General features: G+C 62.6%; 24 protein-coding genes and 1 pseudogene. 16 read left to right on the top strand and 9 right to left on the bottom strand.

What is annotated here, in order from left to right:
* The first annotated feature begins 1 nt into the window (after window position 1).
* The 4 genes and pseudogenes from AC5P76_RS04040 to AC5P76_RS04025 all read left to right on the top strand — a co-directional run.
* Complete coding sequence (locus AC5P76_RS04040; protein ID WP_495222673.1) at window positions 2-2,356, top strand: S8 family peptidase; 2,355 nt, start codon at window positions 2-4, stop codon at window positions 2,354-2,356.
* 49 nt (window positions 2,357-2,405) lie between these two features.
* Window positions 2,406-4,424 (top strand): site-specific DNA-methyltransferase, encoded by a 2,019-nt coding sequence (locus AC5P76_RS04035; RefSeq protein ID WP_495222672.1) that lies wholly within the window; start codon window positions 2,406-2,408, stop codon window positions 4,422-4,424.
* Window positions 4,425-4,434: 10 nt separating this feature from the next.
* Window positions 4,435-7,524 carry a type III restriction-modification system endonuclease gene (locus tag AC5P76_RS04030; protein WP_495222671.1) on the top strand — a complete coding sequence of 1,030 codons (3,090 nt, stop codon included), beginning with the start codon at window positions 4,435-4,437 and terminating at the stop codon, window positions 7,522-7,524.
* A gap of 213 nt (window positions 7,525-7,737) precedes the next feature.
* Window positions 7,738-7,913: pseudogene (locus AC5P76_RS04025) on the top strand (IS3 family transposase); the annotation flags it as partial.
* 82 nt (window positions 7,914-7,995) lie between these two features.
* Here AC5P76_RS04025 and AC5P76_RS04020 read toward each other — a convergent pair.
* Together AC5P76_RS04020 and AC5P76_RS04015 are read right to left on the bottom strand one after the other, a co-directional pair.
* Complete coding sequence (locus AC5P76_RS04020) at window positions 7,996-8,352, bottom strand: hypothetical protein (protein ID WP_065181349.1); 357 nt, start codon at window positions 8,350-8,352, stop codon at window positions 7,996-7,998.
* A gap of 549 nt (window positions 8,353-8,901) precedes the next feature.
* Window positions 8,902-9,825 (bottom strand): LysR family transcriptional regulator, encoded by a 924-nt coding sequence (locus AC5P76_RS04015; RefSeq protein WP_495222670.1) that lies wholly within the window; start codon window positions 9,823-9,825, stop codon window positions 8,902-8,904.
* Window positions 9,826-9,923: 98 nt separating this feature from the next.
* Here AC5P76_RS04015 and AC5P76_RS04010 point away from each other — a divergent pair, with 98 nt between their 5' ends.
* Both AC5P76_RS04010 and AC5P76_RS04005 read left to right on the top strand, forming a co-directional pair.
* Complete coding sequence (locus AC5P76_RS04010; protein WP_495222669.1) at window positions 9,924-10,763, top strand: type 1 glutamine amidotransferase domain-containing protein; 840 nt, start codon at window positions 9,924-9,926, stop codon at window positions 10,761-10,763.
* A 98-nt stretch (window positions 10,764-10,861) separates the two neighbouring features.
* Window positions 10,862-11,593, top strand: coding sequence for a hypothetical protein (locus AC5P76_RS04005; RefSeq protein ID WP_495222668.1), 732 nt, complete (start codon window positions 10,862-10,864; stop codon window positions 11,591-11,593).
* A 39-nt stretch (window positions 11,594-11,632) separates the two neighbouring features.
* Here AC5P76_RS04005 and AC5P76_RS04000 read toward each other — a convergent pair whose 3' ends face one another.
* On the bottom strand, window positions 11,633-13,009 hold the full coding sequence (locus AC5P76_RS04000; protein ID WP_253118790.1) for a M1 aminopeptidase family protein: 1,377 nt from the start codon (window positions 13,007-13,009) through the stop codon (window positions 11,633-11,635).
* Between the two features lie 128 nt (window positions 13,010-13,137).
* Here AC5P76_RS04000 and AC5P76_RS03995 point away from each other — a divergent pair, with 128 nt between their 5' ends.
* Window positions 13,138-13,920, top strand: coding sequence for a 3-hydroxybutyrate dehydrogenase (locus AC5P76_RS03995; RefSeq protein WP_495222667.1), 783 nt, complete (start codon window positions 13,138-13,140; stop codon window positions 13,918-13,920).
* On the opposite strand, the gene AC5P76_RS03990 is transcribed toward AC5P76_RS03995, so the two are convergent.
* The gene (locus AC5P76_RS03990; RefSeq protein ID WP_053517581.1) at window positions 13,917-14,288 is read right to left on the bottom strand and encodes a DUF4180 domain-containing protein; all 372 of its coding nucleotides are present in this window, start codon (window positions 14,286-14,288) and stop codon (window positions 13,917-13,919) included. The two genes, AC5P76_RS03995 and AC5P76_RS03990, sit on opposite strands and share 4 nt — an antisense overlap.
* A 311-nt stretch (window positions 14,289-14,599) precedes the next feature.
* Here AC5P76_RS03990 and AC5P76_RS03985 point away from each other — a divergent pair, with 311 nt between their 5' ends.
* Genes AC5P76_RS03985 through AC5P76_RS03965 form a run of 5 tightly spaced genes read left to right on the top strand, consistent with a single transcriptional unit; the run spans window position 14,600 to window position 17,261 of the window.
* Entirely contained in the window at window positions 14,600-15,022 is a 423-nt protein-coding gene (locus AC5P76_RS03985; protein WP_180875923.1) for a PAAR domain-containing protein, read from the top strand.
* A 2-nt stretch (window positions 15,023-15,024) separates the two neighbouring features.
* Window positions 15,025-15,477, top strand: a complete 453-nt coding sequence (locus AC5P76_RS03980) for a DUF4123 domain-containing protein (RefSeq protein ID WP_053517579.1) — start codon at window positions 15,025-15,027, stop codon at window positions 15,475-15,477.
* Complete coding sequence (locus AC5P76_RS03975; RefSeq protein ID WP_053517578.1) at window positions 15,477-15,836, top strand: hypothetical protein; 360 nt, start codon at window positions 15,477-15,479, stop codon at window positions 15,834-15,836. The genes AC5P76_RS03980 and AC5P76_RS03975 overlap by 1 nt, the downstream gene beginning before the upstream one ends.
* The gene (locus AC5P76_RS03970) at window positions 15,836-16,537 is read left to right on the top strand and encodes a Tox-REase-5 domain-containing protein (protein ID WP_065181358.1); all 702 of its coding nucleotides are present in this window, start codon (window positions 15,836-15,838) and stop codon (window positions 16,535-16,537) included. Before AC5P76_RS03975 ends, AC5P76_RS03970 begins: the two co-directional genes overlap by 1 nt.
* Before the next feature lie 13 nt (window positions 16,538-16,550).
* Window positions 16,551-17,261: an Imm52 family immunity protein gene (locus AC5P76_RS03965; protein ID WP_180875926.1), complete on the top strand. Its 711-nt coding sequence runs from the start codon at window positions 16,551-16,553 to the stop codon at window positions 17,259-17,261.
* A gap of 22 nt (window positions 17,262-17,283) precedes the next feature.
* Here the strand turns inward: AC5P76_RS03965 and AC5P76_RS03960 are convergent, their stop codons facing one another.
* From AC5P76_RS03960 to AC5P76_RS03950, 3 genes are read right to left on the bottom strand one after another with little or no spacing between them, the layout of a single operon-like run.
* Complete coding sequence (locus tag AC5P76_RS03960; RefSeq protein WP_053517575.1) at window positions 17,284-17,742, bottom strand: SRPBCC family protein; 459 nt, start codon at window positions 17,740-17,742, stop codon at window positions 17,284-17,286.
* A 2-nt stretch (window positions 17,743-17,744) separates the two neighbouring features.
* Window positions 17,745-18,059, bottom strand: a complete 315-nt coding sequence (locus tag AC5P76_RS03955; RefSeq protein ID WP_053517574.1) for an ArsR/SmtB family transcription factor — start codon at window positions 18,057-18,059, stop codon at window positions 17,745-17,747.
* A 33-nt stretch (window positions 18,060-18,092) separates the two neighbouring features.
* The gene (locus AC5P76_RS03950) at window positions 18,093-18,929 is read right to left on the bottom strand and encodes an oxidoreductase (protein ID WP_253118788.1); all 837 of its coding nucleotides are present in this window, start codon (window positions 18,927-18,929) and stop codon (window positions 18,093-18,095) included.
* 102 nt (window positions 18,930-19,031) lie between these two features.
* Here AC5P76_RS03950 and AC5P76_RS03945 point away from each other — a divergent pair, with 102 nt between their 5' ends.
* From AC5P76_RS03945 to AC5P76_RS03935, 3 genes are all read left to right on the top strand, one after another.
* Window positions 19,032-19,985, top strand: coding sequence for an AraC family transcriptional regulator (locus AC5P76_RS03945; protein ID WP_231107720.1), 954 nt, complete (start codon window positions 19,032-19,034; stop codon window positions 19,983-19,985).
* A gap of 55 nt (window positions 19,986-20,040) precedes the next feature.
* Window positions 20,041-20,625: a TetR/AcrR family transcriptional regulator gene (locus AC5P76_RS03940; protein WP_065175556.1), complete on the top strand. Its 585-nt coding sequence runs from the start codon at window positions 20,041-20,043 to the stop codon at window positions 20,623-20,625.
* Window positions 20,626-20,721: 96 nt separating this feature from the next.
* Window positions 20,722-21,207, top strand: coding sequence for a hypothetical protein (locus AC5P76_RS03935; RefSeq protein ID WP_053517571.1), 486 nt, complete (start codon window positions 20,722-20,724; stop codon window positions 21,205-21,207).
* Window positions 21,208-21,231: 24 nt separating this feature from the next.
* Here AC5P76_RS03935 and AC5P76_RS03930 read toward each other — a convergent pair whose 3' ends face one another.
* Window positions 21,232-22,476: a hypothetical protein gene (locus tag AC5P76_RS03930; protein WP_253118787.1), complete on the bottom strand. Its 1,245-nt coding sequence runs from the start codon at window positions 22,474-22,476 to the stop codon at window positions 21,232-21,234.
* Window positions 22,477-22,562: 86 nt separating this feature from the next.
* Entirely contained in the window at window positions 22,563-23,564 is a 1,002-nt protein-coding gene (locus AC5P76_RS03925; protein ID WP_253118786.1) for a helix-turn-helix domain-containing protein, read from the bottom strand.
* A gap of 260 nt (window positions 23,565-23,824) precedes the next feature.
* On the opposite strand from AC5P76_RS03925, the gene AC5P76_RS03920 reads away from it, so the two are divergent.
* Complete coding sequence (locus AC5P76_RS03920; RefSeq protein ID WP_111186668.1) at window positions 23,825-26,401, top strand: TonB-dependent receptor plug domain-containing protein; 2,577 nt, start codon at window positions 23,825-23,827, stop codon at window positions 26,399-26,401.
* Window positions 26,402-26,424: the final 23 nt, after the last annotated feature.

Below are 26,424 nucleotides of genomic sequence, written 5' to 3'. Positions count from 1 at the left end.
CATGGAGGAGAACTTTCCGCATCTGAACATACAACGAGAAGCACCAGTCAATGAAAAGCGCTCTGGAACCTACATGCCGCCGCCACCGCCAGCGGATGTTCGTGGGCATGGGCGCGGACTGCTGACCAAGTTGGTCAATGCCAAAGAAGAAGCAAGTGAAGATGTAGGTGGCTTTGATGAGCGCAAGCTTTTCCGCTTTACGGTGCAGAAAGGATTCAACCCGGATGACCTGAGAAAGATTTCCACCGAAATCGAGTTTGTCAGCCAGGAAGAAGAAACCGTCGTTATCGGCTTCGCCACCAATGCCGCATTGGCGCAGTTTGAAGCTCGCCTTGCCAGTATGGCGGCGGGTGAACAGGTTACCAATAAAGAAGTGATCTATGCCCTGCAAAGCGTGGATGGCTGGAGTGCTGAAAATCGAAAAGGCTGGGCGCTGAAGCAGCAAGGCTTCCCGGATCGGGATGAGTTCATGCTGGATGTTGAGCTATGGCCGCTGGAAGACAGTCATCAGGCGAGGCAGCAAGCCTGGCAAGCGTTTGAAAGCTGGCTGGCAGAACAAGGTATCGAGAAGTTGGATCAGATCAAGAAGCCAGAGCTGACACTTTACCGCGTGCGCGGCACAGCCGTACATGCGGACAAGCTGCTTCATCATCGGGATGTCCGATCCATTGACTTGCCGCCCAACTTTGCGCTGGAGCGATCGGTCGTCTTTCAGAGTATTCATAAGATTCCTGATATCCAAGCTCCTTCAGCGCAAGCGCCGGGCGTGGTAGTGCTTGATAGTGGCATTGCCGACGGCCACCCTCTGCTGAAAGCCGCTGTCGGCGAGGCCAAGAGTTTCTTGCCGAGTGAAGGGCCACACGATGAAAATGGGCACGGCACGCATGTTGCCGGCTTGGCGCTTTACGGCGACTTTGAAAAACATCTGCGTGCCGGCACTTTTGTGCCAACTTTGCGCTTGTACAGCGGCCGGATTCTCGACAAACATAATGAGAACACCACGGGATTTGTGGAGAATCAGATAGAAGAAGCCGTTCGCTATTTTGTAAAGGAGCATGGTTGTAAAGTGTTCAACCTGTCTTTCGGGGATGCCAACAAGCCCTACCTGGGCGGACATCTGAAAGGCTTGTCGGTGACGTTGGATACTCTATCGCGGGAATTGGGTGTGCTGTTTGTGGTGTCCTCTGGAAATCATCGAATCAATGAAGATTCTCCCGATGGTTTGGAATGGCGTGATCAGTATCCAGGCTATCTTCTGAGTGATGCCTGGCGACTCATCGAACCAGCACCGGCATTGAATGTGCTGACGGTTGGTAGTCTGGCGCGCCACAACCAAACCTTCAACAGCCAGTACCATTCTGCGGACCCTGCAGAACTACCGATTGCACAGCCGGACCAGCCATCGCCATTCACTCGTAGCGGCCATTCTGTCGATGGCGCTATCAAGCCGGAGCTGATGGCGTATGGTGGAAATTGGGCAATCAATACACGGGCCAACTACGCATTACTGGACAGAACCGCTGGATTGGGTGTGGTATCAACCAGTTACCAGTTTGCGGGCGGTCATCCTTTTATGGTGGATGTTGGCACCAGCATGGCTGCCCCCCAAGTAGCGCATCTGGCCGCCTCTGTGCTTCATGAACACCCAGATGCCACTGCCAACTTCGTGCGTGCCCAACTCTGCTTGAATGCTGTGCTGCCAGATGCCAGCCAACAACTGGTGGATCAGCATAAGGCACTTAAACGTGCATGTGGTTATGGGCAGGTGGATGAAGCCGCCCTGCATCGCTCGCTGGAAAGCGCCGTCACGCTGATTACGGATGGCAAGATCGAGAACAAGCGGCATCATTTCTACGAAATACCCATTCCGCCGGAATTTACCAGCGGAGGCAAAAAACGCCTACGGGAAATCGCCGTTGCGCTGGCCTATATGCCGCCTGTGCGCTCAACGCGCATCAAGTACCGTGCTACACGTATTGACTTCAGGCTGGTCGCCGCTCGTGACCTTGAACATGTCACGACCATGTTTAACAAGGCGACTAAAAAGGAAGATTACCAAAGCATCCAGGAACTGGCAGGCGCAACCGTCGGCCAGGTGGCTCGTAGCAAAGGGACTGTTCAGGCCGATTTTTGGTGGTTCAAACAGTTCCAGAAAGATTCGGCATTACGAACAAAAAAGCTGTTTGTGGTGGTCACGCGCAATGACTTTCCGTGGGGGGAGAGCCTGTGCGACAGCGAAGAAGGTTATTCGCTTTTGGTCAGCCTACGTGACAAGGAGAATCTTTTGGCTAAACTCTATACCCAGGTGAAAGCACGGCTCGATGCCAGGGTTCCGCTCTTGCGTGTCCGTAACTAAACTCCGTTGGCCCGCACATAGAGCAAAAAAATTCAAGAGGCTGTTATTCGTGGATAAGTTAAAAATGCACTCGCCCAACCTGACCGAAGACAACATCGCGCGCATCCGCGACTTGTTTCCCAGCTGCGTGACCGAGGCGCGAGGCGAGGACGGTAGTGTGAAGCTGGCGGTGGATTTCGACCAGTTGCGGCAGGAGCTTTCGGTTTCGTTGGTGGAGGGGCCACAGGAGCGGTATCACCTGAACTGGCCGGGCAAGCGCGAGGCGCTGCTCATGGCCAATGCGCCGATTGCAAAGACCCTGCGCCCGGTGCGCAGCGAGAGCGTGGACTTCGATACCACGAAGAACCTGTTCATCGAAGGCGACAACCTAGATGCGTTGAAGCTGTTGCAGGAGACGTATTTAGGAAAAGTGAAGATGATTTACATCGACCCGCCGTACAACACAGGAAGTGATTTCATTTACGAGGATGATTTTTCCGAAGATGCGGTGGGCTATTTGCGCCGCTCCAATCAGGTGGACGAGGGAGGTAATCGCCTCATCGCTAATGCTGCAACGAATGGTCGGTTTCACTCTGATTGGCTGACAATGATCTATCCTCGACTGAAATTGGCGAGGAATCTGCTTGCCGAGGATGGGGTTATCTTTGTTTCAATCGACGACAATGAGTCTGCGAATCTCAAGCACCTTTTGGATGAGGTGTTTGGTGAAGGAAATTTCATCGACACAATTGCAGTTGAGATGTCGACGACATCTGGTCCCAAGACGGTTAATGCCCAGCAGGGCACAATTGTGAAGAATGTGGAATTCGTTCATGTATATAGAAAATCGGTTGAGTTTGACGAGAGGCCCCATAAGCCACTCTTGGATGGTATTGATGCCTACGATACTCATTATTCAATTTGGCTAAATGATGATGGGACTCTGGGTAGCCTCGCGGAGCAACTACTTTCGGATAGCCGGGTTGGCGAGGATATCCGCCGTTATGGGCTTGTAGAGCGGGGAAGATTTAGTCTCAAGAACATCGACAAACTGTTGGCCGTCTCAGAAGCGGTAAGAACCTTTATTTCTGAAAATCTCAGAAGAATTGCGAGCGTCGATAGACCTCCTGTTTCAGCTGCAGGAAAGGTAATTCAACCGGGTCTATGGGAGCCATTTGAAACAGATCATCGCACTTATTTTCTCACTACACTTGAGAATGGCACGCTCAGGGCCTTAATTCCTCTTGCATTGAATTATCGTATGTCAGATGACTACCGGCCGCGATTCGGAAGAACTGTTATTCGCGGAGATCTTTGGAAGGGCTTTCATCAAGACATGGGGAATGTTGCTAAAGAGGGTGGCATTGCATTCGCGAATGGCAAGAAGCCAGTTCGCTTGATAAAGCAATTGATGAAGTGGGCAGATAACAATAGGGGCGGGATTGTTCTTGATCTATTCGCAGGTTCGGGTACTACAGCTCAAGCCGTGATGGAGGCGAATGCCGAAGACGAGGGAAACCGCCGCTTTATTATGGTGCAATTTGCTGAAACGCCAGATCCTAAGTCAGATGCTGCAAAAGAAGGGTATGCATCGATCGCCGAGCTATCTCGCGAACGTATACGTAAGGCCGGGATATCCATTCTTTCGAACTTGAAATTTCCAGAAAGAGGTGTCGACGTTGGCTTTCGTTCCTTGAAGATCGAAACATCAAATATGGCTGATATCCATTATGTTCCCGATGGAGTTCGCCAGGTTGACCTGATCTACGCTGTCGACAACATCAAGCCTGACCGCACGGCGGAAGACCTGCTGTTCCAGGTGATGCTGGACTGGGGCGTTGACCTCGCCCTGCCCATCGAGAAGAGGTCCATCCAGGGCAAGGATGTATTCTTCGTGGATGGCGGTGCACTGGCCGCCTGCTTCGACGCGCATGGCGGCGTGGACGAAGACTTCGTCAAGGAACTGGCCACGCACAAGCCGCTGCGCGTGGTGTTCCGCGATGCGGGGTTCAAAGACAGCGCCGTTAAGATCAACGTGGAGCAGATCTTCAAGCTCTTGTCGCCATCCACCGAAGTGAAGAGTATTTGAGGGGACTGCGATGAAGCTGAAGTTCAAAACGCAGGCCTACCAGACTGCCGCCGTACAGGCCGTGGTGGACTGTTTCAATGGGCAGGTGCCGCAGCACGGCGGCATTCGCTATCGTCTTGATCCCGGCAGCCGCAAGGCGGCACCGGCCAGCCCGCAAGGTGCGCTGGCGCTGGAGGCCGCGCCAGAGGCAGCGGCAGAGCAGGAGGCGGCTTTCCGCAACGCCGACCTCACCCTGTCGGAGCTGGTTCTGCTGGACAACGTCCACGCCGTGCAACGAGCCCAGAACCTGCCGCTGTCTGATGCGCTGGTCAAAACCAAGGTGGCCAAGGTCAATCTCGACATCGAGATGGAGACCGGCACTGGCAAGACTTACTGCTACATCAAGACCATCTTCGAGCTGAACAAGCTGTACGGCTGGAGCAAGTTCATCATCGTGGTGCCCAGTATCGCCATCCGCGAGGGCGTGGCCAAGTCGCTGGCGATTACCGCTGAACATTTCCTGGAGAGCTATCAGAAGAAGGCACGTTTCTTCATCTACAACTCCAAGCAACTGCACCACTTGGAGAGCTTCTCGTCGGACGCGGGCATCAATGTGATGGTCATCAACGTGCAGGCCTTCAATGCCACTGGCAAAGACAATCGCCGCATCTACGAGGAACTGGACGACTTCCAGTCCCGCCGCCCCATCGACGTTATCAGCGCCAACCGCCCGGTCCTGATACTGGATGAGCCGCAGAAGATGGAAGGCAAGAAAACGCTGGATTCCCTGGAAGCGTTCAAGGCACTGATGGTGCTGCGCTATTCGGCCACCCACAAGACCACCCACAACAAGATTCACCGCCTCGATGCGCTGGACGCCTACAATCAGAAGCTGGTGAAGAAAATCGCCGTGCGCGGCATCGCGGTGAAGGGACTGGCGGGCACGGCAGGCTATCTGTACCTGCAATCCATCGAAATTTCGAGCAAGAAGCCGCCCGAGGCGCGCGTCGAGTTCGAGCAGAAGCTGGCGGGCGGCAACATCAAGCGCGTGGTGAGAAAGCTCGGCAAGGGCGACAACCTGTTCGATCTGTCGGGCGGGCTGGATCAATACCGCGACTACGTGGTGGCAGACATCAACGCCAACACCGACACCCTGAGCTTTACCAATGGCGTTGAGCTGACGGTCGGCGACGCCACTGGCGACGTAACCGAGGCTGCGCTGCGCCGCATCCAGATTCGGGAAGCCATCAAGGCGCACTTCGACAAGGAACAGGCGCTGTTCCAGCAAGATGTGAAGGTGCTGACCCTGTTCTTCATCGATGAGGTGGCCAAGTACCGCGACTACGCGCAGGCGGACGAAAAAGGCGAATACGCCCGCATCTTTGAAGAGGAGTACACGCAGTACCTGAACGAGATGCTCGACCTGAACGAGACGGCCTACGTCAAGTATCTGAAGGGCATTTCGGCGGACAAGACCCACAGCGGATACTTCTCCGTCGACAAGAAGAGCAAGCGCGACGTTGATCCGAGCATTGCAAAGACGGGTGAAAACAAAGGTCTGTCGGACGATGTGGATGCCTACGACCTGATCTTGAAGGACAAGGAGCGCTTGTTGTCGCTTGCCGAGCCGGTGCGTTTCATTTTTTCGCACTCGGCCCTGCGTGAAGGCTGGGACAACCCGAATGTGTTCGTGATCTGCTTCTTGAAGCATCCCGACTACAACAACGAGGTCACACGTCGACAAGAGGTGGGGCGTGGCTTGCGGCTGTCCGTCAACCAGACAGGCGACCGGATGGATCATCCGGCAACCGTGCACGACGTGAACGTGCTGACCGTGGTCGCCAGCGAGAGCTTCAAGGACTTTGTGGTCGCGCTGCAGAAGGACATCAGCGATTCTCTGTCGGAACGTCCACGCGTGGCAAACGAGGAATATTTCACTGGCAAGGTGCTGAAAACGGCGGCCGGCGACGTACCGGTTACGCCGCAACTGGCGAAGCAAATCTACCGTTATCTGGTTAAGAACGACTACACAGACGATTCAGACCGGATCGCGGGTGCGTATCACGATGCCAAGAAGGCAGGAACGCTGGCCGATCTGCCAGACGAACTGAAGCCGCACGCGGCGCAGGTGTACCAGCTTATCGACAGTGTGTTCAGTGCTAGCCAATTGCCTGACATCGACGACGACCGCAAACCCAAGAAGAACCCGCTCAACGCCAACTTCGACAAACAGGAGTTCAAGGCGCTGTGGAACCGCATCAATCGCAAGGCGGCCTACAGTGTCGATTTCGACTCGGACGAGTTGGTGCAAAAGGTGGTCAAGGAGTTGGACGCAGCTCTGCGCGTGACCCCGCTGCAATACACCATCCAGGCCGGCGAACAGATCGACCAGGTGACTGACGAGGTGCTGAAGCGTGGAGATGGTTTCAAAGTTTCCGAGACAAAGACCGAATACAATAATCAGTCGATCCATTCAGCGGTCAGGTACGACCTGATCGGCAAGCTAGCCGAAGGTACTCAATTGACTCGTCGCATGGTGGCGGAAATCCTCAAGGGTATTAACGTCGCGGTTTTTGCACAGTTCAAGACCAACCCGGAAAGTTTTATCGCCGAGGCCACGCGACTCATCAACGAACAAAAGGCCACGGTCATCATCGAACACCTGGCCTACGATCCCGTCGAGGACAAGTTCGACCTCGACATTTTTACCGCCGGGCAGACCAAGCAGGACTTCAGCAAGGCCGGTGACAAGCTTCAGCGACACATCTACGACTATGTGCTGACGGATTCGAAGGTAGAGCGGGAGTTCGTGAAAGAGCTGGACACAGCAAGTGAAGTGGTGGTCTATGCCAAATTGCCACGCGGTTTCCTAATCCCCACACCCGTGGGCGACTACAACCCGGATTGGGCGATCAGCTTCAAGGAAGGCGTTGTTAAGCACGTCTATTTTGTGGCGGAGACCAAGGGCTCCATGTCGTCGATGGACCTGCGTGAGATCGAAAAGACCAAGATCCAGTGCGCCCGCAAGTTCTTCGATGAGATGAACCGCCGCTACGCCCCGGAGAACGTCAAGTACGACGTTGTGGACAGTTTCAGCAAGCTGATGGAGGTGGTGAAGTAGCGGATGCCAGGTCGTTCATCGTCCGAGATGAATGATGGTGATTTACGACCGTACTTGCCCAAGCTCTCGGCGGATGATTTGTCGTGCTGCGTTATCCTGGGTGCGGAGGGCATCGCTCAGCGCTCTGACGGGTGGTCCTCCTGCCGCTGGTGCAGACCACCCAGTCAGAGCTTCATAGCGGCATTGCGCGTACTGATGAGGAAGGCTATGCAAGGGCTGCTCAAGCGTGAGCGGATCTACAGGGAAACAAGCCACCCCGCACTGGGTGCAGCACGAGCGGAGGTGTTTGACCACCTCGTGCGACCCCACAATTCAAGAATGCGGCGAGGGTCACTAGGTAAGATCAGAATTTCGCAGCTCTCTTACAACCGTCCGTGATAGCTGGCTAGAACTCCCATTGCCCGGACACAGAAATCGGACACTCTCAGCTGCACAAGGAAGGCTATGCCGAGCCAAGATTCATCAAGCCAATCACTCCGGCCTAACCTCCCGACAAGCCCACTCAAGCAACCCCCGGCAAGCCAGAAACAACCCATCCACCACCCCTTCATCCAAATGCCGCTCCGGGTCAGCAGCCACCCGGCAGCGATCCGCGGCGTGCAGCACCTCCAGCACGGTCAGCGCCCCCACCATCGCGCGCTCGCTCCTCGCGAGGCTGACTCGCCGTCCAGGCGACACATCGTTCTCCGGCCAAGGCAACCCGTCAGCGCCTTCGCAGCGGCGGATGCGCTTGAGGATGCCGATCAGGGAGTTGAGGTCGGGCGGTGGGGTGTCGTCGTTGATGGGCTCAACGGATGTATACGAGGAGAAGTTCTCGGAATCGTTCATGGCGTCGGTTTCCTGGCTGTGCTTGACAGCGCCACCGCGTAAACGGGGTGGCGGACGATGCGTGGCTGCAAACCGGATGAAGCGACGTCATAGACCGGCGGGCTCGAAGACCCCCACGCACCGCCCGCCATAAAGGCCGACGGATTGCCCGCCGGCACCGACTAGGGCCGGTGCCGACGGGCAAGCGCAAACAACAGACGTCGCATTCTTCGGGTTTGCAGACCCGGCCACCCGTTGTCGGTGGCGCGCCATGGTGTTTACGCCGTCGCTCCGAATGCCAATAGAAATTCCCGAAGAAATCGCAGGAATCGAGAGCGATGAACTATTGTGGCACGCACCATTAGTGCAGCACGCGACATCGCCAGACGCATTCGCGCAGTCGGGCTGCTGATTGCGAATCAAACTGGCGTAATCGCCCGCGCCACAAGCGAATAGCGCGACAGCCTTCTTAACACCCTTGTCGTCTCAAAATCGGATGGCGACGCTGGCAGATCACCCGCGCACCTCAAGAATCGGTTCAATCACGACACCGCCAGCAGGCAGCGCTCTTCAACGAACACCATCCTCAACCGCGCCCGCATTCCCCACCAGCAACTCGATCATCGCCCGCGCCGCCGCCGACTGCCGCCGATGCGGCGCATAGATCACCGAGAACGGCCGTGACCGGCCCCGCAGCTGCGGCAGCACTTCCACCAGCTGCCCGCGCCGCAACCGCTCGCGCACGATGAACTCGTAGCTCTGGCAGATGCCGATGCCCTGTTCGGCCAGCGACACCACACCCAGCACATCGTCGGAGGTCTCGATGGACGAACGCGGCAGCCAGTCCACGTCGCGCCCCTCGTCGCGGAAGATCCACGGCGCCAGCCGCCCGGTGCGCGGCATCACGAAGGGCAGGCACAGGTGCTGTTGCAGGTCGTCCAGCGTCTGCGGCGTGCCACGGCGTTGCAGGTAGCCCGGCGCGGCCACCAGCAGCAGCGGCGCGTCTTCCAGTTTGCGTGCCACCAGCCCGCTGTCCGGCAACTGGCCCAGGCGGATGGCCAGGTCGAAGCCTTCGGCCACCAGGTCCACATTGCGGTTGGTGATGTTCAGTTCCACCTGCACCTGCGGGTACTGCTGCGCAAAGCGCGCCAGCACGGGCGGCAGCCGGTAGTGGCCATAGGTGGTCGGCACGCTCAGGCGCACGCGGCCTGCCAGCGCGCCGTCTTGGCCCTGTACGTCGCGCTCGGCGTCGTCCAGCAGGCCAAAGGCGGTGCGCACCTGTTCCCGATAGAGCCGCCCGGCGTCGGTCAGGCCCACGCGGCGGGTGGTCCGTTGCAGCAGCTGCCGGCCCAGACGCGCTTCCAGGCGGGTGACCGCGCGGCTCAATACCGACGGCGTGGTGGACAGCGCCACCGCGCCCGCCGTGAACGAGCCGTGCTCCACCACCGCCAGGAACACCTCCACATCGCCCAGGTAGTCGAACTTGCGGCTCATTTGGCTCTCCGGGGAACAGATGTTTTGCGATGGCGCCAATTTATCGCCGCTGGGGCGATGAATAAAGTGTCGGCCATTCCCCGAACAGGAGTTCCCCCATGAACCTGATGACCCGATTGGCCGCAGCGCTGGCCCTGACTCTGGCCGCCAGCGGTGCCCACGCCGCCAACGTACTGGTGGTGCTGTCCGACGAAAACCACCTGGACCTGAAGGACGGCAAGGTGCTGTCCACCGGCTTCTATCTCAATGAGCTGATGCAGCCGGTCAAGCTGCTGCTGGACGCCGGCCACGAGGTGACCTTCGCCACGCCGCAGGGGCGGGCGCCGACGGTGGATGCGTCCTCGGTGACGCCCGCGTACTTCGGCAACGATGCCGCGCAGCTGACGCTGCACAAGGACCTGCTGGAGAAACTGGCGCTGACCTCGCCGACGGCCTCGCCGGTGGTCAGCCTGGCGCGCATCGAGCAGCAGGGTTACGCGCGCTTCGATGCCGTCTACATTCCCGGCGGCCACGCGCCGATGCAGGACCTGCTGAAGAGCCCGGCGCTGGGCCGGCTGCTGGCCGACTTCCACCAGCGCAGCAAGACCACCGCGCTGGTCTGCCACGGGCCGATCGCGCTGCTGTCCACACTGCCGGATGCAGCGGGTTTTGTGGCAAAGCTGGACGCGGGTGCGACGCCGGCCACGCCGAAGTGGATCTACAGCGGCTACCGGATGACGGTGATCAGCAACCAGGAAGAAGAACAGGCCAAGCCGCTGCTGGGCGGCGGCGAGATGAAGTTCTACCCGCAGACCGCGTTGCAGCGGGCGGGTGCGACGTTCAGCAGCAACACCACGCCGTGGACCGGCCATGTGGTGGTGGACCGCGAGCTGATTACCGGGCAGAACCCGGCCTCGGCGCTGGAAGTGGGGCAGCGGCTGCTTGAACGGTTGAAGTGAGCCGGTTGATTGGGCGTGTGATGGCCGGCGTGGCACCATGGCGGATTGGCCTCGCGCATTCTGGCGAGGCCGTTTCCAAGGGAAGCCCTCGACACGACATGCGTACGTCATTCTTCATTCTTTCCGCCTTGTGCCTGGGCCTGCTGTCCGGGTGCGCCAGCGGCCCGGAGCAGCACACCTCAAGCCGCGAGATCACCGGTGCCTTCGTGGCCGACGATGGCCAGCTGTACCTGCTGCCGCGCTACGACGAACCGATGCGCTTCGACGCGGCGCCGTTCCGTGACTACCGCGCCTTGATGGACAGCCCGCTGCGCGAGGCGGTGGCGTGCGCGCAGATGTACTTCCACGAGGATTGGCGCGACCCGGCCAACAAGGCCAAGGTGCATGGCAGCTACGCGCTGCTGCTGCGGCCGGAGCAGGTGACGCCGCAACACGCAGCGCAGTTCAGGCTGGAACGGATTGACGTTACACCGCGCGAAGCCAAGGTGGTCGATGAGCGCGCGCGCTATTACCTGCCGCTGGAGCGGAGCCGTTATTCGCTGGCCTTTGATCGCGCCTGCGACCTTTCAAAGAAGGGTGGCAGCTATTACAGCGCGTTGTTCGAGGGCGATGGCGAACGCGTGCAGTTGCCGGACGCCGCGGCGCTGGCGGAGAAGGCGACGCTGGCACAGCCGATCAACGCGCGCGCCGAGCGCATCTTGCCGCAGAGGGAGGACGCTCCGGGCGCGGGGTCAGCGGCGGGCAAGGTGCTGGGCGCCGCTTTGATTCCTGTGGCGGTTCCGGTGTTTGTGTTGAGCCTGCCGTTTCTGGGGCCGGATCACTGGAAGTGATGGGGCGATGGGGTAGGGCCGTCCACACATGGTGCGGATCTACTGGCACCTCGGCCTGCCCCCTGCCACACAGCTGGCCTGCCAGTGCTGCCAGGCCTCGGCATCGATACTGGCCTTCAGTGCAATGGCCTGCAGCTCCGCCCAGTCTTTCGGTGAAGGCGCGGCCAGCAGCCCGCGCATGAAGGCCTGCATCTTCGCCTCACCCACCTGCTTTTCCAGCGAAAGTAGCAGCAACGGACCATAGACGTAGCGATACATCTCGCCCAGGTCCGAGTGGCCATCGACGGCATCAAGCGCCGGCAGCGGCGTATCGAGCGCATCGACGGTGGCCTGCAACCTTGCAACATAGTGGTCCGCCGCAGCGTCACCACTGATCTGACGCAGCGCCTTGATCGACAGGAATTCGGCGCTGGATTCCAGCAGCACCCAGTAGTACGGCCCCTGCGGGCGGTTGAGCGTGCCGAAGTAGTAATGGCCCATTTCGTGCGCGATGTACTGCACGCGCCGTTCGGCCTGTTCACCGCCGGCCAGCAGCGAATCGGCCACGTTGCCGATGCTGCCGCTCATGGCGATGGTCGGCCAGGTGGCAAAGCCCCATTCGCTGCCGTCGCGGTCGCGCTCGGCCTGGTTGAGCGTGACCATGCGCAGGAAGGTGGGGCGGTCGGCCAGCGGCACGCCCATGTAGCGCGCGTGCACGTCGGCCACCTGCTGCACGACGCGGGACAGCGCGTCGACCTTGGGCGTGGGCAGGCTCTCGTTGAGGAGGGTGACCTGCGCGGTGTGGGTGATCGGGCCGCTGCCACCGAACAGCAGGATGGGCCGCGCGTTGTCGCTGCGAAAGCGGCCCTGCGTGCCTTCGATGGCGGGGCTGCCATTGAGGTACAGGAAGCGGCAGCCGCGGCAGTCCACCTGCAGGTCGTAGCGGCTTTCGCTGCCGCGCACGCGGGCCTTGGGGTCGAACGCCTGAGGCAGCCATGCAGACTGCTCGGTAAAACGGGCGCTGTCGCCGTTGAAGGCCATCATGCCTTTGAAGTCGCCCATGGCATCGTGCTTCGGGTACAGCGGGAACGCGCCCACGTACTGCACGCAGAGCGTGGCCGTGGGCTCGGCCAGAGTGTAGACGCGCGCCTCGCCATCCACGCCCGGGTCGTACCAGCCATCGAATCCGACCGGCTTGCCCTCGTCATCGGTGACCCGTGCGACGTTCAGACCGGCATTGAGCACGAAGTGGCCCTGTGCGTCGGCGGGGCGATTGGACAGGCATGCATCGCCCTCCACGCGGCCACTGGCGATATCCAGGCGCACACTGCCAGTGGTGAGCGGCGTTGCCAGCTGCTCGGGCGATGCGGCTTGGCTGAGGGAAGGAGCGAGCAGTGCGGCGAGGGCCGCCGGCAGCAGGGCCTTGCTGGGGTTCATCGAGCCATCCTTGGGTGGATGGCGCCGACTATAGAGCCAATATGAATTCCTGCCGAGAGGGGCGCATCCACGCGTGGCGTGCAGTTGCGGAGCTACACTGGCCCCCTGCACGTGATGGAAGCTCGCCCATGTTGAACGGAAAGGTCGCGGTGGTCACCGGTTCCACCAGTGGTATTGGCCTTGGCATCGCCACGGCGTTGGCGCGACAGGGCGCCGACATCGTGCTGAACGGCTTCGGCGATGCGGCGCAGATCGAGAGCCTCCGTGCCAACCTCGAAGCGGAGTTCGGTGTGCGCGTGGCGCATGACGGCGCCGATCTGTCCCGGGGCGAGGCCGTACGGAACATGATCGCCAACGCCGTCGCGAGGATGGGCCGCATCGACATCCTGGTGAACAACGCGGGCATCCAGCACACCGCATTGATCGAGGAATTTCCCGTAGAGAAGTGGGACGCGATCCTGGCGCTGAATCTCTCGGCGGTGTTCCATGCCACGGCGGCGGCCTTGCCCTACATGAAGCAGCAGGGCGCCGGCCGCATCATCAACATCGCCTCGGCGCATGGGCTGGTGGGCTCGGTGAACAAGTCGGCCTATGTGGCGGCCAAGCACGGCGTGGTGGGGTTCACCAAGGTGACCGCGCTGGAGAATGCGGGCACCGGCATTACCGCCAATGCAATCTGCCCGGGCTGGGTGCGAACGGCGCTGGTCGAGCAGCAGATCACCGCGTTGGCCGAGCGCGAGGGCATCGACCAAGAGTCCGCCGCGCGTGCGCTGCTGGCTGAAAAGCAGCCCTCGTTGCAGTTTGTCACCCCCGAGCAGCTGGGGCAGACCGTGGTCTTTCTGGCTTCGGACGCCGCGGCGCAGATGACCGGCACGGCGCTGCCGGTGGACGGGGGCTGGACCGCGCGCTAGCGGGCCGGCGCCGCAAGCCGCGCCCGCAGCGCGTCCCAGTCGGCCACGAAACAGCCCTCGCGCCCGCGATTGCACTCGGTGATCCACGCATCCAGTGATTCGCTGCGCGCCCGGTGGGCGCTGACATCCCCCAGCACGGCAAAACGCAGGCGGTAGTTCACCAGCATCTGCACCCATTGCCCGGCCACGCCCGAACGCAGATCGAAGAAGTCCGGCGAGAGGCGCTGCGCGGGAACCACGATCCACTCGGCATCGTGACCCAGCGCGTCGCCGACGAGGTCGCGCAGGCCGCTGGCATCCAGCACGGGGCCTTGGTCATGGACGCGCAGGAGGGTGGTGTCGCCGATCTTTTCCAGGTGCGGGTGCATGGGGGGGGGGAGGTGTGCGTTGAGCGGGGTGGGGGAGGGAGCGAGCTAGGGGGGCCCCTGTTGCGGACGTTTTGGGTCGATCAGGCCGGCTGCTCGCTCATGGTGACGTGTTCGCCCTTCACTGGAGACGCATTCTGCCGCATGTGAGAGGTGGTTGTGTTTACACGATTCCAGAATTCTCCTTGTGGCTCATCCACTTGCGGGATTGCAGGTAGATCGCCGCCGTTTCGCGCCTGGAAGTCCTGTCATCGGCTTCGGTAGCTTCGCGCAGCTGGCTGGAAAGGTCGGTGCCTGCTTCGTGTGGAACTGATATGGGTCGATTGATTGTGGTCGTCGGGGATGCAACCAGTGGCGGAGGGCGCGTTATCACGGGCTCTGCGTTTACTGATATCAACGGGCACGCCGTAGCACGTATGTCCGACCGCGCGACATGCCCCAAGCATCAGGGCATCTTTCCGATCGTGACCGGGGACGATTCCTGGATTGTGGATGGGCAGCCGGTTGCGCGCGACGGCGATCGGCTGGCCTGCGGATGCAGCCTGTTGGCGGGCGCCCAGCAGACGGCCCACATCGCGGCTGCTGGTGCGTTGGCACCTGCCACGTCGGAAGGGGATGCCACGGCTCCCGCGCCACCGCCCGACGAGTTCACGGTGCACTCGACCCCAAAGGAGCCGGTCTGCCGGGAATGCCTTCTGGCGGCGGCAAGGAGCGGTGCCGCTTACCTGCGGAGATGAATATGGAATACGCCATTGTTGACGCCGCTGCGTCCCCGCAGATTGCCAATGTTCTGGGGGGTTATGCCACATCGGGCATTGCGTGGCCGCTCTTTGAACATCAGCCTGAAGCCAGCAGCGCCGATGTTGGGCCTTGGCTGATCCAGTTGAATGGCGATGGATGGGTGCGCCGATGGCTGCTGAATCTTGAGGCGCGTCCGGGACGGGTGTGCTGGGTGACCAGTGACGAGCCGGTTGGCGCCGTCATCGAGCATCTTCAAGCCCGCCTGGAAGTACGGCTGTCAGATGGAGGCTTGGCGCTGTTCCGGTTCTGGGATGGACGCGCCTTGTATCGTGTGTGGACCGTCATGACGCGTGAACAGAAGAGAGCGTTCATGGCGCCATTCCTCCGGTGGTCAGTCTGGCTGCAGGGGCAGCAGTGGCAGCTGGATCGCGACGTTGTGGAGAAAAGCTGATGCTGACGTTCAGTGCCAGGCAGGAGGCGTTGCTGCGCTTGCCTGATCTGTTCGATTTCCTCCCCAAGCTTGCTGGCGAGATTCGTCGTGACATGCCCGAACGGGTCCTTGGCATGGATGACGCCGCACTTCTTGCGGAAACCGATCGCTGTTATGCCTACGCGGCCTACGAGTTGGGCATCACCCACCTTCCGGTGCTCGTTGCCTGGACGAAAACGGATGTCGGCAGTGGTGGTGAGCTTCATCGCAATGCTGAAGTGGATATCGCGATTCGCCACGCGGAGCATCCGAGCACCAAGGCGGCTGATGTGCTCGGCGCCTTGGCCGCCTTGCATCGGTGGCCGAAGGGAGAGGAGTGATGGTTGCGGTTCCTGTTCGTTGGGGCATAGGCAAGCTGGCCGAGAGAGCCGCTGCGGCGGCGGCAGCGGCAGCCGCGGCCACCGCGGCGAACGACGCCGTCAAGGACAAGCCAGACGTCCGAAGTCGAGAAGCAGACTGCTCTGATGTGCCAGACCACAGCGAGTGCAATCAGTGCTTGCTGGGGAATGGGCGAGTGGGGCAGCCGCCGACGCCGAGATACATAACCTTGAGCACACGCATCAACTATGACTACCAGCTACAGATCGCCAACATGTTTGCCGGTCCGGAGCGGTTTGGCTATGTACGCCGAGGCGATAGTGCTGACCAGATCGTGAGCATTGGCGTAGAAGTCGTAAAGGGGTTCTTTGGCAAGGGCGGAGAGTACACCACCCTTGAATGGCTATACGGAGGTACCTCGTTTGATGGCTTCTGGCGAGATCGGTGTACCGTGGTTGAAGCGAAGGCCAACTTTGAAAAATTCTTCGACGAATATGGCCGTGATGCAACGCCATTTACGTTTGCCGTAACTGAGTCCTGGCTCAAAAGTTACAGAGTGCAATCCGCGCTCGTCGCCCCTGCAATGCCTAGAGGGAAGCTTGAGTGGCACTTCATGGACGTCGTCGCTTTCATTGCTGGAATTGAAGCCGGGATTCCAACTGAGAGTGCGCGCCATACCCCTTACGTGCTGGGTGCCATTTGAGATGATCGTTACCTTGACCGTGAAGTTCGTCCCACAGAGGCTGTCTCTCTCAGAGGCATACGCCTATTCGGCTGCATTGATCGAGAATCTTGGAGAGCTCACGCCTGATTTCCGGCAATGGTGGGGCATGCCGAAAGGGCCGAAGGACCATTTCGTGTCATTCGTAGAGCGATCGAGGATCATCGCCCGAATGGAAGCGGACGATGCCGAGTTTCCAGAGCTTCGGCATGCCGGCGCTCCCGGCCTGCTGTTGACGAACGCGGGAGATGAGGCGAGCTGGAGGGCGCGCGGACGGGTTGGGCTGGCGATCTCTCCAAGCTTTGGCTCGATTCGGATCAGCATCAGCGATGTGGAGGTGGTCTTCGAGCGGCCATCGCGCGTGCTGTGGACGATTCTGGATGCGATGTCCAAGCGGCCCGATGTGTGTTTGATACAGACGAACGTGAAACAGCGTGTGGGTGCTGATCTACTGCTTTACAGCCTGCATCGAGCACCGTTTCCCCATCGTGAGTTCCTGGGCTGGATGGGATATGTGGATGAGGCGCTCACCCGTGATCAGGTTCCTGCTGCGGCAAAGCTTGAGCGACGGGGCAACGGAACACTCATCCTCGCCACCGACGTACTCGATCTTGCCGACCCGCATGCCGTGCAACAGGCCAACCAGGTCGAGATGAGCCTGGTGGATCTCGGGCTGCTTCCGGTCATCGACCCGGCGTTGAAGTGACTGCGGCCAGACACCTCACCCGTCAGCTCGGCTTGGCAAACACGTCCAGACCCTTGCCGGTCTCCAGCAACGATTTCAGGCTGGACAGCACGATCGGCCAGCCCTGGCGGATGCCGGTATCCATGCCGCTGCCGGGTTCCAGATCGTCGTGGGTGACGGTCAGCCGCACCATGTCCTGGTAGGGCACGATCTCGAAGGTGACGCGGCTGTAGCTGTCCGGGTTGTCGGCCTGCGAGGCCGCGGCCCAGGTGATGACCAGTCGCGAGGGTGGGGTGCTTTCCACCACTTCGCCGACCAGCTCGACCGAGCGCGTTTCATTGGCGCGCACATGCTGCCAGCGCGAGCCGGGTTTCCAGTCCGACACGTTCTCGTGGCCCCAGTAGCGGCGGGCGATCTCGGGCCGGGTGATGGCCTCGAACACCTTCTGTGGCGTGGAAGCGATGTAGATCACGTGGATGAAGCGGGTGGACGCTGCGGACATCGTCATTCTCCTTCCAGTTCTCGTTTCAGGTCATGCAGCAGGCTCAGGCGCTGCTGCTCGAACTTGCGTACCCAGCGCTCGTAGACGTCATGCAGCGGCACCGGGTTGATGAAGTGCAGCTTCTCGCGGCCACGGCGCACCGTGCTGATGAGGTTGGCGTCTTCCAGCAGGCCCAGGTGCTGGGTGACCGATTGCCGGGCCATGTCCAGGTGTTCGCACAGCTGGCCCAACGTCTGGCCGTTGTCTGCGCAGAGCAGGTCCAGCAGCGTCCTGCGCGTGGGGTCGGCCAGGGCCTTGAACACCTTGTCTGCATCCATGGCGGACAGAATAGGCAGGTAAATGCCTGCATGTCAACCGCCGTCGGTGGATCGGCTTATGGCCTCCCACTGGTCGATGCGGCTGGACATGGCCTGCAGCTTGTCACGCACACGTTGCACGGCATCGCTGCCCAGCAGCAGGTGGCTGGGCGGTGCGTCGCTGTCGATGATGCTCAGCATGGCCTGCGCCGCCTTTTCCGGATCGCCCAGCTGATGGCCGCTCTTGGCCTCGCGCGTACTGCGGATGGGGTCGAACAAGGCGTCGTAATCTTCAATACTGCGCGGTGCACGCACCATCGAACGGCCGGCCCAATCGGTGCGGAACGATCCCGGCCCAACGGCCGTGACGTGGATGCCGAACGCGGCCACTTCCTGGCCCAGCACCTCGCTGATGCCCTCCAGTGCGAACTTGCTGCCGCAGTACCAGGCGATGCCGGGCAGGGTGATGAAGCCGCCCATCGAGGTGATGTTGAGGATGTGGCCACGGCGGCGCGCGCGCATGTGCGGCAGTACGGCCTTGATGAGCGCGGCGGGGCCGAACACGTTGACCTCGAACTGGTGGCGCAGTTCGTCCAGCGTGGATTCCTCGAGGATGCCTTCGTGGCCATAGCCGGCGTTGTTGACCAGCACGTCGATGGCGCCGATGCCGTTTTCGATGGCATCGACCAGCGCGTCGATGGAGGCGTGGTCGGTGACGTCCAGCAGGCGGCCGAACGCGCGGCCGGGGGCGAGGGATTCAAACGCCTGGCGGGCCGGTTCGTTGCGCACGGTACCGACCACGCGGTGGCCGGCCTGCAGGGCCTGTTCGGCGAGGGCGCGGCCGAAGCCGCTGCTGACGCCGGTGATGAGCAGCAGACGGGAGGGGGACATGGTGATGGCCTCATGGAAAGCGGGCTTGCACAGTAGTGCTTGTGGGGGATGCCCTACAGGCCTAAGCTTCGGCCGATCTTGCCTATTCCTCTGAGGTGTGCGGTGCGGTCTGGCGATGATCCGGTGCAGCAGGATGCGCAGGCGCGCATGGTGGGGCTGCTGCAGGCGTTGGCGCCGGAGGAGGGCTACACGCTCACCGCCGTGCCGGGCGTACGCCTGCTGCGCTCGAACCGGCCGCTGGCGCGCACGCCGGTGCTGTACGACCCGGGCATCGTGATCGTCTGCCAGGGCGTCAAGCGCGGCTACCTGGGCGGGCAGGTCTACCAGTACGACGCGCAGCACTACCTGGCGGTGTCGGTGCCGGTGCCGTTCACCATGGAAACCGACGCGTCGGCGGAGGCGCCGTTGCTGGCGATCTACCTGCACCTGGACCTGCAACTGGCGGCGGAGCTGTTGCTTGCGCTGGACGCGCATGAGGCGCCGGGGCAGACACACGCGCGCAGCATGATGGCCAGCCCGATGGACCCGCCGATGCAGGCCACGGTGATACGGCTGCTGCATGCGCTGGGCGACACGCGGGAAGCGGCAGTGCTGGGCCCGGCGCTGGTGCGCGAGGTGTACTTCCGCGTGCTGACCGGCGCGCAGGGCGCTGCGATGCGTGAGGCGCTGGCCATGCGCGGCCGTTTTGGCAGCATCGGCCGGGCGTTGCGGCAGATCCATGTGGCCTATGCCACGGCGCTGGACGTGGCACGCCTGGCGGCGGAGGCGGGGATGAGCGTGGCGACCTTCCACGATCACTTCCGTGACATCACCGGCACTTCGCCCATGCAGTACGTGAAGTCCACGCGCCTGCACCAGGCGCGGTTGCTGATGCTGCGCCAGGGGATGACCGCCGAGGCGGCGTCGCTGGCGGTGGGGTATGCCAGCCCGTCGCAGTTCAACCGGGAGTTCAAGCGTCTGTTCGGCCTGCCGCCGGCGGCGGAAGTGGCGCGGATGCGGCGCAGCTTCGCGGTGCCGCCCGCGCCAGCCGGTGCGCTGTATGTGTCCTCTCACTGAACGGCGCGGGTCGGCCCGTTGACAGGCCTGTCTACCTACTAGTAGGTTTACGCCCATGAAAGAGTCGCTGTCCCCGAAGGCGCTGGAGATCCTGGCGCAGGCCCGTTCCCTGCTGGAAGCCGGTGGTTACAACGGTTTCAGCTACGCGGACGTGTCCGCGCGGGTGAACATCAGCAAGGCCAGCATCCATCACCACTTCCCCAGCAAGGCCGATCTGGTGCGCACGGTGGTGGTGCTGTACCGGGCCGAGGCGCGCGAGGGACTGGCGCTGCTGGACCGGCAGCTGGGTGATCCGCTGCTGGAGCTCAACGCCTATGTCGATTACTGGTCCAGCTGCATTGCCGGCGGAACGGCGTCGTTCTGCATCTGCGCGATGCTGGCCGCGGAAGCACCGATGATCCCGGTGGAGATTGCCGAGGAGGTGCGCGGCCACTTCGAGGACCTGACCGAGTGGCTGACCCGCACCCTGCAGAAGGGCGCTGCGCAGGGGCAGCTGCGCCTGCAGGGCCCGGCGGACGACGAAGCCAAGGCGTTCATGGCGTCCGTGCATGGTGCGATGCTGGCGGCGCGGGGGTTTGGCGATGCGGCCACCTTCGCGGCCCTGGCGCGGCTGGCGATCGCGCGGGTGAGCGCCTCCTGAGAACTGTATGCGGAAGGCCTGCGGCAACGCGGGTCTTCTTTTTGTCCACCATGCCTACCTACTAGTAGGTTTGTTTAATCCCAACGGAGCACTCCCATGCCACACCCGCTGTCCGCCCTCGGCGTCATCCACACTGCCGTCAGCCTGCTTCCCATCGTGGCCGGTCTCTATGGCTTCGTCCGCCACCGCGCCATCGATCCGGCCACGCGTGCCGGCAAGCTCTACCTGCTGGGCCTGGTGCTGTCGGTGGCAACCTCGTTCACCGTGTCCAGCACGGGCGGACTCAATCCCGGCCACGCCTTTGGCGTGATCGTGCTGCTGGTTGCTTTCGGCGGCGTGCTGGCCGCGCGCCTGCGCTTCCTGGGGCGGGCGGCGCGGTATCTGTCCACCTTCGCGTTGTCGTTCAGCTTCCTGCTGTCGCTGGTGCCGGGCGTGAATGAAACGCTGACCCGCATCCCGGTGGCACATCCGATTGCGGCCGCGCCGATGGCTCCGGTCGTGCTGCAGACCTTGCTGGGGTGTTTCGTGGTGTTCGTGCTCGGTTTCATCGCACAGTGCTGGCGGATGCGTGGCCGCCGCTGAGAACAGGCGCCGCGGCGACGCTGCTCAGTCTGCCAGCGGCGGCGGCGCGTCTTCGCCATAGGTGGCGTAGGCGCTGCCGCAGGTGGCCACCGCAGCGGCCGCCGCGGGCAGGCCAGTAGCGCGGATGCCGCGCCGCGTATCGCGGTCGAATGTTTCCGCGTAGCGTTCGGCGGCCAGCGCGTCATCAGGCAGCACATACAGCAGCACGCGCTGCAGGGTTGACTGGCCCTCCATGGGCTGCGGCGTGCGGAACGCCGGTACCTGCACGCGGGCGCTGTGCCAGCGCATCGGCTCGCTGCTGGTCTGCCAGCGGACCTGCAGGGGCTGATCGAGCGGAAGCAGCGCGGCGCCGTCCGGGTAGCCGTAGGCGGTGCAGTCCGCGGGCGGCGTCGGGATGTTGGCGATGGCGCCGTCTCCGATGTCCAGCGTGAGGCCATTGACCTCCATCCGCACGATGGGCGCGCCGCCGTAGTTGTGGACCTTGAACAGCACCAGGCCTTCGAAGCGGCTGCGCTGCAGATCTTCTGCGGTAGCGCCGCTGAGGCGTGCGAGCGCGGGCGCGACCTCCACATGATCGCGGTAGTGGTAATAGAGGTGCACCAGTTCCGGCGTGCCCGGGCGTCTCCATGCCGCGTTGAAGGGCGCAAGGTCCGGATAGGGGCGGCGCAGCAGGGGCACGTCGGTGACGGCACGATCTCCAGAGGGCGTGGCGTAGCGGTAGTGGTCCACCGAGCGCTTCAAGCGCCCGTCTTCATACGGGAATGCCCTGTCTGCATCGGACTGCGCGTTGGGGTAGCGGTGGAAGGCGATGAAACGTTCGGGCGTGTCGCCCTGCATGGGCAGGTCCGGGCCAGCGCCGGAGCCGGTGGATGCATACGGCGAGGTGTCCAGCCACAGCGGTTGCCCGCTGAGATTGACGTGCAGTTCCGCGATGGCGGCACGCGAGCCGCCGGCGAAGCTGTCCCAGGTGTTCTGCAGGGAGTGCCACAGCGGAACGATGAGCATGGCCGCAGCGGTGGGCACGAACATCACCGCGTGCACGCGGCCGGGCACCTGGCCACGGTCCCGTACCATGTAGCGCAGCCACGCCAGCAGAAGCACCAGCAGCAACGGCACACCCACCCAGATCGCAAGGGTGGCCAGCGCCACGACGCCCCAGCCCAGATTGGGGGTGGCCACGGCGATGAGCGAGAGGGTGGCGATGAACGCTGCCAGCACCAGCGACACGCCGATCCCGAAGCGGTAGTTCCTGTAAGGGCGCTCAGTCATCACCGTTCCATCGGCCTGCGGGACATGGCGATATCTTGCCGGTCCGATGGCGGAGTGGAAAGGCGGACGTTGCCGCAGGCCTACCCTCAGCAGCCGACCAGTCGATCGGCTGCGATGCCCTGCCGATGCAGGCTGCGGTACTCGGTGGGGCTGGCATCGACCAGCCCGCGGAAATGGCGGCGGAACGATTCCTGCGACCCGAACCCGGCCTGGTCGGCGACCCAGTGCAGGGGGCGGTCGGTGGTTTCCAGCAGCTCGCGGGCGAAAGCCACCCGCTCGCGGATCAGCCAGTCGATGGGTGACAGGCCGGTGGCGTCGAGGAACTGCCGTTGCAGGGTGCGTTGGCTCAACGCGGCCTGTTCGGCCAGGCTGCCCAGCGAGTGCGGTTCGCGCAGGTTGCGCCGCATCCATTCCATCAGCTTGGCCAGGCGTGTCGGCTCGCCGCTGGGAATGGCACGGCTGACGCGCTGGCTGCGTCCGGCATCACGCCAGGGCGCCAGCACCAGGCGCTCGGCAACGAGGTTGGCCACGCGTGCGCCGTAATCCTTGCGCACCATGTGCAGCATCATGTCCATGCCGGTGGCCGAACCGGCCGAGGTGATGATGCTGCCGGCGTCGACGTAGAGCACGTCGTCGCGCACGCCGATGCGGGGGAACTGCTGCGCAAGCGTTTCGGTGAGCCGCCAGTGGGTGGTGGCCTGACGGCCATCGAGCAGGCCGGCCCAGGCCAGCACGAAGGCGCCCGAGCAGATCGAGGCGATGCGGGCGCCGCGCGTGTGGGCGCGGACGAGCGCATCAAGCAACGCCTGCGGCGGGCGTTCACTGGGTTCGCGCCAACCGGGAATGACGATGATGTCCGCATCGTCCACCGCGTTGAGATCATGCGGCAACTGCACCTGCGTATTGCCGAGCATGCGCAGTGCACCGGGTTCGCCCGCGCACAGCTGCGTGCGGTACCACGCCACGCCCAGTTCCGGACGCACCGGTGCGAACAGGCCCACCGCACAACCGAACTCGAACAAGCCCTGGCCGTGGCAGGCCACGATGGCGACGGTCAGCGCGGCGGGATCGGCAGCGTGGATGGGCATGGCCTGATGCTACCGGTGATGGTGCATGCCGCCGCGTGGCATGCGGTCATGAGGTGATGCCTGCGGGATATATGGCGGCTGGGGTCGGATCCATTTCCTTCGAAAGGGATCCGACCCCATGCAAGTGCGCTGCCTAACGTCATTACCAGCGGTCATGTGGGTGGCCGGATGTTACGGCTGGGTGACGCGATCACGCCTGTCGTGGCGGGTGAACAGGCCCTTGAATGGAACCGTGTTTCCGGCCCACCCCACGAGCCCCCATGCCTGCCGCCTACGCCCCTGTCCTGAGTCCTCTTGCTGTGTTGATCGCCGCCGCCCTGGTTGCGGCCCCCGTGCATGCGGCAGACGCCGATGCGCAGCCGGCAACCACAGCGGCTGCCGCCAACGTCGCTGCATCCACCCTGGACGCAGTGGTGGTGACCGGCTCGCGCACCAGCACGCGCACGGTCAAGAACAGCTCCACGCCCATCGACGTGATCTCCGCCGAGGATCTTGCTGCGACCGGGCAGGCCAACCTGCTCGAAGCGCTGCAGCGCAGCCTGCCGTCGCTGAGCCAGATCGGTGGCTACCAGAGCGACCAGGAGAGCCTGATCCGCGGCTATCAGCTGCGCAATCTTTCACCGGGCTACACGCTGGTGCTGGTCAACGGCAAGCGCCGCAACGCCAGTGCGTATGTGAGCGGTGCCAATGGCGGCGGCTTTCCTGGCCACGCCTGGGCGGATCTGGCGCTGATTCCGGTGTCGGCCATCGACCACGTGGAAGTGCTGCGCGACGGTGCCTCCGCCATCTACGGCTCGGACGCGATCACCGGTGTGGTCAACGTCATCCTGAAATCGCAGGCACAGGGCGGTGAGGTGTCGGTGGAGAGCGGGCAGAGCATCGATGGCGACGGTACGCGTACCAGCGTGCGCGCCAACGTCGGCCTGCCCTGGGGCGAGGACGGCTTCGTCAATCTCTCGGGCGAGACCACGCGCCAGCACCACGCGATCCGGACGCGACGCTACATCGATGGCTATCTGAGCTATCCGGCGATCGATGCCAATGGCAACCGGGTCGCGCTGCGGCCGAACAACCGCCTGCCGGCCGGTGCGACGCCGGACCCTGCCGAGGCCACGCGCGATGCCGAAGCCAACACCATCCTCAGCTCACCGTCGTATGCGCTGAAGGCGTTTGCGGTGAACGTGGGCCATGGCCTGGGTGAGAGCGCGCAGTTCTACGCCAACGCCACTGCCAGTGACCGCACCGCGCAGGCGATCCAGAACTTCCGCCTGCCGGCCACGATCTTCACCACGTACCGGACACCGGGGGTGCTGAGCGTGTTTCCCGACGGCTTCCTGCCGGTGCTGGAGACCAAGGAGAAGCAGTACACCGGCACCGCCGGCGTGAAGGGGCAGGTGGCCGGCTGGGACTACGACGCCAGCCTGACCGGCAACCGCAGCACGGTGCGCACCTACACCCGCAACTCGGTGAACTACTCGCTGCCGTACCCGGGCTCGCCCACCGACTTCTATGACGGCAAGCTGGATTACCAGCAGGGCATTGCCAACCTGGACCTGCGTCGGGGCTTTGACGTAGCGGCCTTTGCCTCACCCCTGGAAGTGAGTGCCGGTGCCGAGTACCAGCACGAGCGCTACGAGCGCGGGGCAGGGCAGTGGGAGTCGTACACCGGATTCGGTGCCGCTGCGTTTGTCGGCTACTCCACCGCCGACGCGGTGAAGGCCACGCGCAACAGCAAGGCGGTGTACGTGGGGGCGGCGACCAACGTCACCTCGCGCTGGTACCTGGATGCGGCCGCGCGCTGGGAAGACCATTCGGACTTCGGCAGTGTCTCGACCGGACGCTTGACCAGCCGCTTCGACATCACCGACGCACTGGGCGTGCGTGCGACGGTCAGCAACGGCTTCCACGCGCCAAGCCTGGGCGCGCAGTTCTACCAGGCCACGGGCAGCTGCCCGTGCGGTACGACGCTGGTGGCGCAGGTGTCCTCGCCCGCTGCGGTGGCACTGGGTGCCACCCCGCTGAAACCGGAGAAGGCCACCAACTACAGCATCGGCGTGACCTGGGACCCGAGCCCGGCCTTCCACCTGGCCGTGGATGCCTACCAGATCGACATCCGCGGCCAGCTTGGCCAGTCCAGCCAGATCGGCTACAACGCGCAGGATCCGGCGCGCATCACCGACAACAGCGGCACCGTATTGACCTCCGCGCAGAAGAACACGATCGATGCGCTGCTGGGTTCGGCCGGCATCAGCATCCTGCCGGGCGACGCGTTCTATGCCAGCTACTTCACCAACGTGGGCGACACCCGCACGCGCGGCGTGGAGCTGACGCTGGAGGCGAACCAGGACACATCGTGGGGCAAGCTGCGCTGGAGCTACGCCGCCAACGTCGGACGCACCACGATCCGCAGCGTCAGCGCCATTCCTGCGGCGCTGCAGGGGCTGCCCAACATCAACCTGCTGACGAAGTCCGGCGAGTACGCGTTGCGCTTCCGTACGCCCAGCTACACCCAGGTGGCCGGACTGGGCTGGCAGAACGGACGCTGGCGCTCGAATGTGGACGTTACCTACTACGGGTCGATCAAGCGCCTCAACAACGGCGTGGAGTACAGGCAGCCACCGGTGCTGGTGACCAACCTGTCCGGCGGTGTGGAGCTGGGCGCGGGCTGGAGTGCGGCGCTGGGCATCAACAACGTGTTCGACAAGCGCACCCGCAAGGTGCCGGAGTACGCGCGCAGCGCCACCGACGTGGCCAGCATCGAGACCACCTGGGACAGCGGTGACGTGCTCAGCAGGATCGGCGCGTTCTGGTACGGGCGGGTCAATTACCGGTTCTGAGGTTCAGGCATGGCGTCGCCGGG

It is taken from the genome of Stenotrophomonas sp. YJH_SMC_36 (assembly GCF_059369935.1).
This window is presented reverse-complemented; position numbering and strand designations above follow the sequence as displayed.